At 41.1% G+C, this 14,086-nt stretch carries 10 protein-coding genes; 2 read left to right on the forward strand and 8 right to left on the reverse strand.

From position 1 onward, the window contains the following. Window positions 1-21: 21 nt before the first annotated feature. The 8 genes from GEZ89_RS00665 to GEZ89_RS00700 form a co-directional block, all read right to left on the reverse strand. A complete protein-coding gene (locus tag GEZ89_RS00665) occupies window positions 22-1,059 on the reverse strand; it encodes an aldose epimerase family protein (protein WP_153224610.1) in 1,038 nt (345 codons plus the stop codon). A 146-nt stretch (window positions 1,060-1,205) separates the two neighbouring features. Further along, window positions 1,206-2,201: a tagatose-bisphosphate aldolase gene (lacD, locus tag GEZ89_RS00670; RefSeq protein WP_153224611.1), complete on the reverse strand. Its 996-nt coding sequence runs from the start codon at window positions 2,199-2,201 to the stop codon at window positions 1,206-1,208. 10 nt (window positions 2,202-2,211) lie between these two features. Then, on the reverse strand, window positions 2,212-3,378 hold the full coding sequence (locus GEZ89_RS00675) for an SIS domain-containing protein (RefSeq protein ID WP_153224612.1): 1,167 nt from the start codon (window positions 3,376-3,378) through the stop codon (window positions 2,212-2,214). A gap of 118 nt (window positions 3,379-3,496) precedes the next feature. After that, window positions 3,497-3,904, reverse strand: coding sequence for a PTS sugar transporter subunit IIA (locus GEZ89_RS00680; protein WP_153224613.1), 408 nt, complete (start codon window positions 3,902-3,904; stop codon window positions 3,497-3,499). 3 nt (window positions 3,905-3,907) lie between these two features. Further along, window positions 3,908-4,729 (reverse strand): PTS system mannose/fructose/sorbose family transporter subunit IID, encoded by an 822-nt coding sequence (locus GEZ89_RS00685; protein ID WP_000185293.1) that lies wholly within the window; start codon window positions 4,727-4,729, stop codon window positions 3,908-3,910. Further along, a complete protein-coding gene (locus tag GEZ89_RS00690) occupies window positions 4,716-5,621 on the reverse strand; it encodes a PTS mannose/fructose/sorbose/N-acetylgalactosamine transporter subunit IIC (protein ID WP_153224614.1) in 906 nt (301 codons plus the stop codon). Before GEZ89_RS00690 ends, GEZ89_RS00685 begins: the two co-directional genes overlap by 14 nt. Window positions 5,622-5,647: 26 nt before the next feature. Continuing rightward, window positions 5,648-6,124, reverse strand: coding sequence for a PTS system mannose/fructose/N-acetylgalactosamine-transporter subunit IIB (locus GEZ89_RS00695; protein ID WP_153224615.1), 477 nt, complete (start codon window positions 6,122-6,124; stop codon window positions 5,648-5,650). Further along, window positions 6,121-7,908, reverse strand: a complete 1,788-nt coding sequence (locus tag GEZ89_RS00700; protein WP_153224616.1) for a glycoside hydrolase family 35 protein — start codon at window positions 7,906-7,908, stop codon at window positions 6,121-6,123. The genes GEZ89_RS00695 and GEZ89_RS00700 overlap by 4 nt, the downstream gene beginning before the upstream one ends. Before the next feature lie 326 nt (window positions 7,909-8,234). Here GEZ89_RS00700 and GEZ89_RS00705 point away from each other — a divergent pair, with 326 nt between their 5' ends. Beyond that, window positions 8,235-8,951, forward strand: a complete 717-nt coding sequence (locus tag GEZ89_RS00705) for a GntR family transcriptional regulator (protein ID WP_049526826.1) — start codon at window positions 8,235-8,237, stop codon at window positions 8,949-8,951. Between the two features lie 270 nt (window positions 8,952-9,221). After that, on the forward strand, window positions 9,222-14,086 hold a 4,865-nt coding region (locus GEZ89_RS00710), incomplete at its 3' end, for a G5 domain-containing protein (protein ID WP_153224617.1).

The raw sequence follows: 14,086 nt of genomic DNA on the forward strand, positions 1-14,086 counted from the left end.
GGTTTACTCAGAAAACAATCATTATTTCACAACAAGCTCATAACGAGTTTTGCTGGTGAAAGTTTCACCTGATTTAAGAATGACTTGATCTTTAAGATCACTATGAATAGCATCTGGTAAAGCTTGCGCCTCAAGAGCAATTCCATTGTGCTGAATCATTGGCTGACCTGCGATGATGACACTCTCATCCACAAAGTTTGCTGTGTAGACCACAAAGCAAGGAGCCTCAGTCTTGAAGAGCAAGAAGCGACCTGAACCTTGGTCATAGAGGAATCCAGCATTGTCATGTCCTGCAGGAAGAGCAAATGGATGGTCCAAACCAGATACGAGTTGGATTTGCTCATCTTCTTCTGCAAAGATATCTTTCAACAAAGCACCATTGTAGATATGCTTGACCACATCACGGTTAGCATCTGGAGTTTTAGCTGGGACACCGTCAGGAGCGATTGGATAGATACCCTCTGTATTCAATTGGAAGACATGGCGGTCAACTGTCTGAGTGAAATCGCCTGACAGGTTAAAATAGCTATGGTTGGTTGGATTGACCAAGGTATCCTGGTCTGTCGTCACCTTGTAGCTAACTTCGTAGGCACCATTTTCTTCCAAGTTGTAGCTAATCCAGATCTTAAGATTTCCAGGGAAACCTCCAGTCCCGTCTGCTCTTTCTGTGTAAAGAGTCAAACCATGATCATTCACTTCGACTAGCTCAAACAAGCTAGAATCCCAACCAGTTGAGCCACTGTGGTTACAGTTGCTAGCATTGTTGACTTCGAGTTCATAGGTTTTCCCATTGAGTTCAAATGTCGCACCTGTGATACGACCCGCAACTGGACCTACACTTGCTCCATGTTTAGGGCTATTGCCCACATAGCTTTCGAAATCGTCAAAACCTAGGATAACATTGGCAAAATTGCCAGCCTTATCTGGAGTTACATAGCGTAAAATTGTTGCTCCATAAGTCATGATTTCCAGTTGGTATCCTGCCTCCGTTTCAAAACGGTAAGCGAGGACATCCTTGCCATCAACTTTCCCAAATACACGTTCTGTGTATGCTTTCATCCTTCTCTCCTTTTTCTAATTCAATTAAGCAAACAAACCATAGAAAGCGCATTCACTCTCTATGGTTTTATTGTATGATTTACAAACACCTTTGTCAAGAAACCATAGATATTTTATTAACAAAAGTCGTTTCTTCTATTTCTGATCTATGCTTCTACACGTTCAGTCCATGAAGTAGCTGTTGTTTGAAGAACCTTGTTAAGTTCATCAATGTTTTCAAATCCAGTTGTACGAAGCCATTCGCGAGCTGCTGCTTCACCGTCTTTGATGTAAGCTTCAACTGATCCAGCCCATGTTGCGCGTCCGCAAAGAACACCGTTGAAGTTTGCACCTGATTCGTGGGCAAAGACAAGAGTTTCTTGGAAAAGCTTAGCTGATACACCTGCACTCAAGTAGATGTATGGCAAGTTCGTAGCTTCGTCTTGAGCTTTGAAGAAGGCTGCTGCTTCTTCGCGAGTATGAACGATTTCTCCATCGCCAAATCCTTCAACGTATTTCACGTTAACTGGAACTTCCACTTTTAAGACATCGATGTTGAAACGTGGGTCTGAGAAGACCTTCATAGCCCCGATAACCTTGTGTGGTTTTACTTTAGCGTATTCTGCAGAACCTGCGTCAGCAATCTTTTCGTCGTAAGCCAAGATTTCAAGGAAGAATGGAATATCCTCTGCCACACACTCAGAACCAATACGTTCAATGTAGGCTTGTTTTTCTTGGTTCAATTCATTTGAGCTATCTACGTCATAGTAAAGCAAGAACTTAACAGCATCTGCACCTTGTTCCTTGATACGTTTTGCAGACCAAACATCCAAGCAGTCAGGCAAACGTTTAGTGCTTGTAGTATCGTATCCAGTTTTTTCATAAGCAAGGAGAAGACCTGCATTTGGAGCAAGTGCTTTTGTAGCAGGAAGTCCATACTCAGGGTCAAGAAGCATTGATGAAGCGTATTTAGTCAATTCATCCGCTACCAAGACTTTAAGTTCTTCCATTTGAGCTACTGTTGGCTCCTCTGTTTGGTATTGAGCCATGAGACGTTTCAAAGCACCGCGTTGGTCAAAAGCAAGAGCTGAGATGATACCATTTTCGTCTGAGAGTTTTTGCAAGCAAGCAAGTTTATTTAGGCTTAATGTTAATTTACTCATAGATTCTTCCTTATTTCTCAAATTCGTGAATAATGACACCTTGAACGACACGGTTAACTGTACCTGTAGGCGATGGTGTATCTGGTCTATTTCCAACTTTAAGCGAAGTCAAAAGAGCAAATAATTGACCGTAAACAATATAAGGGAAGACACGGTAAACGTCATTTAAAACCCCACCGCATCCAAGTGCTACTTCCTTAACATTTTCAAGTCCAAATGCTTGATCGCTCAAGAGAACAACACGACGAGCAATTTTGTCACCTGCAACTTCACGAACCAAGTCCAAGTCGTACTTACGAGTATAGTCTGTTGTCGTACCAAATACCAAAACGACAGTATCTTCGTTGATAAGAGATTTTGGACCGTGACGGAAGCCAACTGGGCTTTCATACATAGTCGCAACCTGACCAGCAGTCAATTCCAAAATTTTAAGCTGGGCTTCGTGAGCAAGTCCGAAGAATGGGCCTGCACCTAGGTAAATCACTCGGTTAAAGTCTAGGTCTACCAACTCTTTGACATCTGCCACATTATCAAGGACTTTACGAGCTAAACTAGATAGCACTGCAAAACGTTCAGCTTTAACAGCAAATTCTGTAGGATCAAATACCAAAAGTGCTGTCAACATCATTGAAGTGAAGCTTGAAGTCATAGCAAAGCCAGCATCGTTAGACGCAGCTGGTTGTAGCAACAAGAGGTTGCGGTCATCACCATGCGCTTGGAGAGCCAATTTCCCTTCAGCCGCACATGTGATTGTTACTTGATAAAGTTCATCAACCAAAGCCTTAGCCAAGTCAACTGTTGCCACACTCTCAGGTGAGTTCCCGCTACGAGCGAATGATACCAAAACAGTCGCTACATCTTTTTTCAAATAGGTTTGTGGATTGGCAACAATATCTGTTGTCGCAATAGCATTAAAATTCCATTTACGTTCATCATAAACTTCCTTGAAGTATGGAACTAAGGTGTCACCTACATAAGCAGAAGTTCCAGCACCAGTTAGGATTACTTTGATATAGTCATGCTTATCTGCAATTCCTTGCAAAAAGGCTGCAATTTCGTCACGGCGGGCTTGATAGGATTCAAAAGCCTCTTTCCAAACATCTGGTTGTTGGTAAATTTCACGTGTGGTGATCTCTGCTCCCAACTCAAGCAAATCTTCTTTTGTATAATCTAGCATTGAGTTCCTCTAATCTATTATTATATTGTTTTTTATCTAAAATATGGGAATGGGAGTAAGCCCCATTCCCATTTATATTCTATGAAATGTGTTCAAACAGTATTTCTGTTATTACACCTTATTCATCTTCATCGTCATCGTCGAAACCAGCCAATAAATCATTAACTTTGACAATGCTTTCTGAAGCACGACTCTTATAATCTGCATCAGTGCCGGTTAGGCTCGCATTGATAAACTCAATAACCATTGGAAGATTCATTCCTGCGTAAAGTTCGATGTCACGACCTTCCATAATCAGACGGCTCACCACATTACATGGTGTTCCACCAAGGAGGTCAGCAAAGACTAGGAAATCATCCAAACCTTCGACAGCAGCTTCAAATTTCGCAGTGAAATCTTCTGGTCCATCTTCTGGAAGAAGAGCTACCGCATGAATGTTGTCTTGTGGACCCATAATCATTTCTGTGCTACCTTTAAGTTCTTCACAGAAACGTCCATGGCTCACTAAAATCAATGATTTAGTCATAAATTATGCGCCCATTCCAAGTGCAAATTTACCAAAGGCAGAAAGAGCCAAGGCAAGCACGATAATGATACCGATAGCTTTTGTAGAGTTCATACCTTTCTTACCAAGCAACCAGAAGATAAAGGCAGTGAAGATTGCTGGAAGCAAGCGTGGGAAGATTGAGTTCAAGATGTCTTGGAAGTCAATCATCTTTTCACCGATTGGCAATTTGTATGAAATTTCAAAGTTGATCATTGTTGCTACAAGAGCACCCATCATGAATACACCAAGTACAGATGCAGCTTCAATCAAAGCTGTCAAAGTGCTTTGCATGTTGTTGATAAGGTTAACCCCTTCTTTGTATGCAAATTCCAACTGTTTCCAACGGAAGATGTCATACGCTACTGCAACTGCGATCCAAAGGAAGATACCCCAAGGTTGACCAGCGATAGCCATTGTTGCAGCGATAGATCCCATGATAGCAGGTACAAGTGAACCAAAGATAGTATCTCCAAGAGGAGCGAATGGTCCCATCAAACCAGTCTTGATACCGTTAACCGCATCTTTTGAACCAACGCCATCTTTTTCTTCCATAGCAAGGTCAAAACCAGCGATGATTGTGTGGAAGAATGGTGAAGTGTTGAAGAATTGAGTATGAACTTTCATCATTTCTTTCAACTCAGGAGTTCCATCTCCATACATTTTACGCAATTGTGGCAAGATCATGTAAAGGTAACCTGATGCTTGCATACGTTCGTAGTTCCATCCCAATTGGAAAGTGAACAAGCTACGTTTGTTAATTTGATTAAAATCTTCTTTTGTTAATTTGTAATTAGAATTCGTCATCTTCAATTTCCCCACTTTCTGATGGTGTAGAAGGTGCTGCTACAGCAACTTTTTGGCTGTTCTTGAAGTGAACAACTGCAAGGAAGATACCTACGATAGAGATACCGATCATAGACAAACCTTTGAAGTTGTTGGCAAAGCCAATTTTTTCAGCAACGTCAGCAGGAAGAGTACCAATGATACCAGCAACTGCTCCACCAAGACCTGTTACGTATGAGTAAAGTACAGTCAACATAGCTGTCAAACCGAATCCCATAGCAAGGTAGTGAAGGTTACGTTTAACTGGAAGGTAACGAAGCAAGATAGCGAATCCAAGACCTGGAAGCATACGACCTGCAAGAGTCAAACCGTCTGCAATCCATTTGTAGGATTCAACTAAGTCTACTACTGATTGTACAAAGGCACCACCAAAGGCAAGAGCGAAGAAGACTGGAAGGGCACGAGAAAGAGCCCAAGGAAGCGCACCAAGAAGGTAGTTACGTTCGATTCCTTTGTAGTCAAAGCGTTCGATCGCAGCATCAATACGGTGTGCGAAGAATGTAGTAGTCATACGACCAAGTACGTCGAAGTAAGTTAAAAGTGCCGCTACCGGAACCGCAATTGTTGTGATTGCAAGAGGTGCGTCAATTCCTTGTGAAACTGAGAAAGCAGTCGCAAGAACCGCACCAGAAGTTGCGTCAATACGAGAAGCACCACCAAAGGTACCTACCCCAAGTACGAACAACTGCAAGTTACCACCGATAAGCAAACCAGTTGTCAAATCTCCCATGATCAAACCAGTAATGAAACCAGCGAATACAGGGGAACCTGCAGAAGAAACGATCGTCAACTCATCACAGATTTGATAAGCTGAGTACAAAGTGAGAAGTAAAATTTGCCACCATTGTATCATAACAATGACCTCCTAAAAATTTTTTCCTATTTTAATAAGCTCAAAAAGTCTGAAACTGGATCATTTGGAACCATTTGAGCAGTAAGTTTAACACCTTTTTCCGCCAATTTGTGGAAATCTTCTACGTCTTTATCTACAACGTTGATTGAACGTGTGATAGAACGTGTTTCTGGTGTTTGAGACATGTTGCCGACATTGACAGTTTCAAGTGGCACGCCTGCTTCAACCAAACCGAGGAAACGGTCAGGTTTGCGTGCTACAATCAAAAGACGTTGGCTATCGTATTTACCAGCAAGGATATTGGCTGCAGCTTTCTCAATTGGCAAAATACTCAATTTCACACCTGGTGGTGTTGCAAGTTTCAATCCGCTCTTTTCAACATCGTTGTTAACAACTTCATTGTCAACGACCATGATACGTGAAACATTAAGTTTAGCAGACCAAAGGTTTGCTACTTGTCCGTGGATCAAACGTCCATCGATACGGCATCCTACAATTGTCATAAATTTTCCCCCTTTATATATTTTAGTGTAGGTTTACGAGTTAAATGTATGTGATCTTTATAATCCCCTTCAGTTTCAAAGATAATGATGCGGTTAGCACCTTCCTTGAGATAGCTGTGCGGAATATAAAGCGATAAGGTTGGACCAACATTCCAGAAACGTCCTAGATTACGGCCATTGACATAGGCAATCCCTTTACCAAACTCAGATAAGTCTAAGTAGGTATCCTTTGGCACCTCAACTTCAAAATCATAGGCGTAAAAGGCAGGTTGCCCTTCTGTCCATCCTTTTGAGAAATCAATCTTTTCAGGATTATCTAGTGGAAGCGGATAGTGTTCCCAATTCAGCATAAAGTGTAGGTCTTTGCAGACACCTGTACGAATCCCTTTTCGTTGTGTATCTGCTAGGAACTTATGCCCGTAATTGACACGCCCCATATTTTCAATAAGGATGTCAAAACGAGAGAGCGCTTTCTTTTCTCCTTGATAGAAGATATCTTCTCCAATTTCAGTTTGGTACTGAGTTGCGACCCATTTCCCATCTACGAACAGCTGAGCTCTATCGCGTCCATCAATGATGCGGATGCGTTCTTCCTCTGCGTCCCAACTAGCTTCTGTACGATAGAGAAGGTAGCCGTAGCTTTGTCCCAACTCTTCCATTTTCTTAGGATAGAGACTTTCAGTTGGACTTGTTAAACTATCTAAGGTTTCAAATAGAGAAACTTTCTCAACCAGTGGAATGTTTTCAACTTCCATGCTTTCTTTGTAAAGCGGTTCTAATTGTGGATACTCAGGATAATAAGTCGCCATCATTTCCTTAACTGCCATGTATTTAGCAGTTGGATTGCCAGCTTCATTAAGGAGAGCGTCATAATCATAAGATGTTACTTGTGGTAAATCAATAGTTCCTCGAGCTGAACAACCATTCATAAAACCAAAGTTGGTTCCACCGTGGAACATGTAAAGGTTGATAGAGCCTTGCTCTAGTACCTCATGTACGGCTTCTGCTAACTCCTCTGGCTCACGCGTGATGACTGGTTCTTTCCATCGGTTAAACCATCCATCCCAGAATTCCATACACATGAGTGGCCATTTCTTGCCATACTCATCAAAGAACTCTTGCATTTGCGAGAAGTTAAAGTTAGCTTTTGAACCAAAGTTCCCTGTTACAAAGATATCATCTTCAATCAAGGTACCAGCTTTCAGAGTTGCTCGCCATGGACCATCAGATGTAAAGAGCGGACAAGTCACTGAACGTTCTTCCATCAATCGGCGAATCTCACGCAAGTATGTCTTGTCTTCACCATAGGAACCGTACTCATTTTCAACCTGCATCATGAGGATGTTACCACCATTTTCCAACAATCTTGAAACAAGACGTGGAAGTAAATGATCGTAGTAACGTCCTACCATTTCAACAAAGGCTGGATCAGAGGAACGGATTCGCATGTCTTTATTTAAAAGCCATGCTGGTAAACCACCGAACTCCCACTCTGCACAGATGAAAGGAGATGGTCGTACAATAGCATACAAGCCTAAGTCCTGAGCTGTCTGAAGAAATTTGTCAATATTAAGATTGCCTTCAAAATTGAAGTTTCCCTCAGTTGGTTCATGTAAATTCCAAGCGACATAGGTTTCAACAGTGTTAAAACCTAAAGCCTTGAGATTGTACAATGAATGATACCAGTCTTCTTCAGGAATTCTAAAATAATGAATGGCACCCGATAAAATTTTGAATGGTTTCCCATCTAGGTAAAAATCATCCTCAATTTTAAACCTTGTCATTTTACCACCTCATACTTTTCGTTTGCGCTTTCATTTGTTGTTATATTAAATGATAAACTAATGAATCCATCTTGTCAATAGATTTTTCGAAAATTATTTAAAATTTTTCTTTTTTTTTACTGAATTGTTTTCTAAAATTCTTGTAAAAAAATTTTTTTCTTAAATATTCTCGATCCAGATAGCATAAATATATAAGTTTATAACCTCAAATAATATGTAAGTCAATCACTTAGCCTATTATTTTATTTTTTTTACATTATTTACTATCATTTCCAAACCATTTATGATAAAATCGAAGATGGAGAAGGAAAAAATGAGGTGAAAATATGGCAATTCCAAAGTATCAATATATCAAAGATGAATTAAAAAACAAAATCATTTCAGGTCAATTTGCAAGTGGCGACAAGTTCTACACTGAAGCAGAATTGATTGCAATGTATGACGTAAGTTCAATCACTGTTGTTCGCGCCTTAAACGACCTTGCTAAAGACGGTTATATTGTCCGCCAACAAGGAAAAGGAACCTTTGTGGCTCGCGCTCGCAAGCACAAACTCGTAGAATTTTCTGATGTAGAAATTTTCGAAACAAAAGATGATAAAGTCACTGTTCTTTCTATTGAACGTGGTAACGATCTTAACTACTTAGAAAAATTGGGTTTGCGTGGCGATCAATTTTATTACAAAATCGAACGTATCCGTGAATCTAACGGTGTTACTTATATCTACCACACATCTTATATCCCTGAACAATACATCAATGCAAACTATCCAAATCTTGAATACTATAGTTCTATCTATAATCGTTTCAAATTGGACTACCACATTCACATGAATGACGAGCATTTTGAAGAAATCAATGAAATTGTATTTCCAACTCCAGAACATGCTGCTTCTATCCTAGGAATCGACGCTCAATTCCCAACTGTTCTCCAAACCAAGACAACGAAACTTGAGTCAACCGGCCAAGTGTTGGAATACATTGAAACTTACAAACGTTCTGATTTCTATAAGATTAAATTTATCTCATGTGATCGCGATCACTAAACATTAAAAAGTCTGAGACAATTGTTTCAGGCTTTTCTATTTTTTATTATAGCACGCCAGCTTTTAGTAGGAAATATCAAATGACTTTAAACTATAATTTGGAGAAATTTTACTAAAAACAGAGTAAAAATTAAAATCAGTTCAAATTAAATAACTTCTTATATTTTTTATAGGTATTTTATTAAAATACTTGACTTTACTAGATTCAGATAATACAATGGAATCAGTTTGTGAAAACGCTACCAAAATAATAAATTAGGAGGTTATTTAATGAAACCAGAAAATAAACAGCGTTTCTCTATTCGTAAATACGCAATCGGAGCAGCTTCTGTCTTGATCGGCTTTGCCTTTCATGCACAAGCTGTTGCCGCTGATGGAGTCGTACCTACTACAACAGAGAATCAACCTACTATCCAAGCCGCAGGAGAATCGTCTCCACAGGCCAGCGAAGAAAAACTTGAAACTAGTCCTACACCAGAAGCCGTAGCTCCTGCAGCTCCAGTGACACCTGTAACAAACACTGAAGCACCAAAAGTTGAAGCTACTCCTGCTCCTATCGTAGAAAAGACTGTTACAACCGAAGAAACTCCAGCAAAACCAGAAGTAACTGAAGAAGCTAAGCAGCCAGAACCAGAAAAGGCAGAAAACAAAGAAGTTGCTAAAGTTGAAGCTCCTGTAGTCACTACAGAGAAAGCAGCTCAAGTCAATGAAAAACTAGCTAAAAAGAAAATCGTTTCAATCGATGCAGGGCGTAAATACTTCTCTCCTGAACAATTGAAAGAAATCATCGACAAAGCTAAACACTATGGTTACACTGATCTTCATCTCCTAGTCGGAAATGACGGCTTGCGCTTTATGCTTGATGATATGTCTCTAACTGTAGGGGACAAGACCTATGCGAGCGACGATGTCAAACGCGCTGTTGAAAACGGAACAAACGCCTACTACAACGATCCAAACGGTAATCATCTAACTGAAAGCCAAATGACCGATTTGATTAACTATGCTAAAGATAAAGGTATCGGCCTTATCCCAACAGTTAACAGTCCTGGTCACATGGATGCTATACTCAATGCCATGAAAGAATTGGGTATTGAAAAGCCTAACTTTAACTATTTTGGTAAAGAATCAGCACGTACTGTCGACCTTGACAATGAAAAAGCTGTTGCCTTCACAAAAGCTTTAATTGATAAGTATGCAGGCTACTTTGCTGGTAAGTCTGAAATCTTCAACATCGGTTTGGATGAGTACGCTAATGATGCTACGGATGCTAAAGGATGGAGCGTTCTTCAAGCCTATAAATGGTATCCAGAAGATGGATTCCCAGACAAGGGCTATGACAAATTCATCGCCTATGCTAATGACCTAGCTCGTATCGTCAAATCTCACGGTCTAAAACCTATGGCCTTCAACGACGGTATCTACTATAATAGCGATACAAGTTTTGGTACCTTTGACAAGGACATCATCGTCTCTATGTGGACTGGTGGCTGGGGCGGTTACGATGTCGCTTCTTCTAAATTACTAGCTGAAAAAGGACACGAAATCCTCAATACTAACGATGCATGGTACTACGTTCTCGGCCGTAATGCTGACGGGCAAGGTTGGTACAACCTCGATCAAGGATTGAACGGTATTAAGAGTACACCGATTACTTCTGTTCCAAAAACTGAAGGAGCTGACGTTCCTATTATCGGTGGTATGGTAGCGGCTTGGGCTGATACTCCATCTGCACGCTACTCTCCATCTCGTCTCTTCAAGCTTATGCGTCAATTCGCAAACTCTAACGCTGAATACTTCGCTGCTGATTACGAGTCTGCTGAACAAGCTCTGAAAGAAGTTCCAACAGACCTTACTCGCTACACAGAAGAAAGTATTGCTGCCGTTAAAGAAGCTGAAAAAGCCATCCGTTCTCTCGATAGCAACCTTAGTCGCGCTCAACAAGATAGCATTGACCAAGCGATTGCAAAACTCCAAGAAGCCGTTAGCAACTTAACCTTCACACCAGAAGCTCAAAAAGAAGAAGAAGCAAAACGCGAAGTTGAAAAACTAGCTAAAAACAAGGTTATCTCAATCGATGCCGGACGTAAATACTTCACTCTAGACCAACTCAAACGTATCGTAGATAAAGCCAGCGAACTGGGATACTCTGACCTTCATCTCCTCCTTGGAAATGACGGACTTCGCTTCCTGCTAGATGATATGACCATCACTGCAAACGGCAAGACCTATGCTAGTGACGATGTGAAAAATGCCATCATTGAAGGAACAAAATCTTACTACGATGATCCTAATGGAACTACTTTGAACCAAGCTGAAATTACTGAACTTATCCAGTATGCTAAGGATAGAGGCATTGGAATTATCCCTGCTATCAACAGCCCTGGCCACATGGATGCTATGCTTGTCGCTATGGAAAAATTGGGCATTGCAAACCCTCAAGCTAATTTTGACAAGGTTTCAAAAACAACCATGGACCTTGAAAACGAAGAAGCAATGAACTTTACAAAAGCCCTTATCGGCAAATACATGGACTTCTTTGCAGGCAAGACTAAGATCTTTAACTATGGTACAGATGAGTATGCTAACGATGCTACCAATGCTCAAGGGTGGTACTACCTCAAGTGGTATGGTCTCTACGGCAAATTTGCCGAATACTCTAATAGCCTAGCTGCCATGGCTAAAGAAAAAGGCTTGCAACCAATGGCCTTTAACGATGGCTTCTACTACGAAGACAAGGATGATGTTGAGTTTGATAAAGACGTTATCATCTCTTACTGGTCTAAAGGCTGGTGGGGTTACAACCTTGCGTCTCCTCAATACCTAGCAAGTAAGGGGTACAAATTCCTTAACACTAATGGAGATTGGTACTACATTCTCGGTCAAAAACCAGAAGATGGTGGCGGCTTCCTCAAGAAAGCTATTGAAAATACTGAAAAAACTCCATTTAACCAGCTAGCTTCAACTAAATACCCTGAAGTTGACCTACCTACTATTGGTAGTATGCTAGCTATCTGGGCTGATAGACCAAGCGCTGAATACAAGGAAGAAGAAATCTTTGAACTTATGACTGCTTTTGCAGATCACAACAAAGACTACTTCCGTGCTGACTACAAAGCACTACGCGAAGAACTTGCTCAAATCCCTGAAAACGTAGAAGGATATAGCACAGAAAGCCTAGACGCTCTCAAAGTTGCTAAAGACGCTCTTAACTACAACCTCAATCGTAACAAACAAGCTGAATTGGATACACTTGTAGCTAATCTCAAAGCTGCTAGACTTGGTCTCAAACCAGCTGCCACTCACTCAGGAAGCCTCGATGAGAGTGAAACTGCTGCTGCAGTTGAAAACCGACCAGAGCTTCTAGTTAAGACAGAAGAAATTCCGTTTGAGATTGTTAAGAAAGAAAATCCTAACCTTCCAGCAGGACAAGAGAAAGTCATCACTGAAGGTGTCAAAGGTGAACGGACTATCTATCTTTCAGTTGTGACTGAGAATGGCAAGCAAACAGAAACAGTTCTTGAAAGACAAGTAACGAAAGAAGCTGTTAATCAAGTTGTCGAAGTTGGAACATTAACAACTCATGTAGGAGACGAAAAAGGTCAAGCTCCTGTTGTAAATAAACCTCGTGTAGTCATCGAAGATGAAGAAATTCCATTTACAACCATCACTCGCGAGACTCCTTCACTACCTAAGGGACAAACTCGTCTAGTAACTGCAGGTATCAACGGTCGTCGTAGCCATTTCTACTCTGTGACTACTGCTGTTGATGGATCTGAAGTTAAGACTCTAGTAAGCAGTGAAGTAAGCCTAGAACCTATCACCCAAGTGGTAGAGGTGGGGAACCCTGTTACTCACCTTGGTGATGAAAAAGGACAAGCTACTATCGCTGAAAACAAACTAAGAATTGACATCCAAAATGAAAAAATTCCATTTACAACCATCACTCGTGAAACTAATCAGTTACCTAAAGGACAATCTCGTATCGTGACTGAAGGTGTAAACGGTCGTCGTAGCCATTTCTACTCTGTGACTACTGCTGCTGACGGAACTGAAGTTAAAACATTGGTTACAAGTGTCGTAGCGCAAGAACCTGTCGCTCAAGTGATTGAAGTGGGGAACCCTGTTATTCACCTTGGGGATGAAAAGGGACAAGCTACTATTGCTGAAAACAAACCGAGAGTTGACATCCAAAATGAAGAAATTCCATTCACAACCATCACTCGCGAAACTAATCAATTACCTAAGGGACAATCTCATATCGTGACTGAAGGTGTAAACGGTCGTCGCAACTACTTCTACTCTGTAACTACGGCTACGGATGGATCTGAAGTTAAGACTCTAGTTAGCAGTGAAGTAAGCCTAGAACCTGTCACTCAAGTGGTGGAAGTAGGGAACCCTGTCACTCACCTTGGTGATGAAAAGGGGCAAGCAGCTACAACTGAGGAACTTCCTAAACTAGATGTCCAAACTGAAGACATTCCATTTACAACTATTACTCGTGAAACTGATGCATTGCCTAAGGGACAATCTCATATCGTGACTGAAGGTGTGAACGGTCGTCGCAGCTACTTCTATTCTGTAACTACGGCTACGGATGGATCTGAAGTTAAGACTCTAGTTAGCAGTGAAGTGAGCCTAGAACCTATCACCCAAGTGGTGGAAGTGGGGAACCCTGTTACTCACCTTGGAGATGAAAAAGGACAAGCTACTATCGCTGAAAACAAACCAAGAGTTGACATCCAAAATGAAGAAATTCCATTTACAACCATCACTCGTGAAACTAATCAATTACCTAAAGGACAATCTCGTATCGTGACTGAAGGTGTGAACGGTCGTCGTAGCCATTTCTACTCTGTGACTACTGCTGCGGATGGATCTGAAGTTAAGACTCTAGTAAGCAGTGAAGTAAGCCTAGAACCTACCACCCAAGTGGTAGAGGTGGGGAACCCTGTCACTCACCTTGGTGATGAAAAAGGACAAGCAGCTACAACTGAGGAACTTCCTAAACTAGATGTCCAAACTGAAGACATTCCATTTACAACTATTACTCGTGAAACTGATGCATTGCCTAAGGGACAATCTCATATCGTGACTGAAGGTGTGAACGGTCGTCGCAGCTACTTCTATTCTGT

Source organism: Streptococcus mitis (assembly GCF_009496285.1).
Lineage (GTDB): Bacteria > Bacillota > Bacilli > Lactobacillales > Streptococcaceae > Streptococcus > Streptococcus mitis_BP.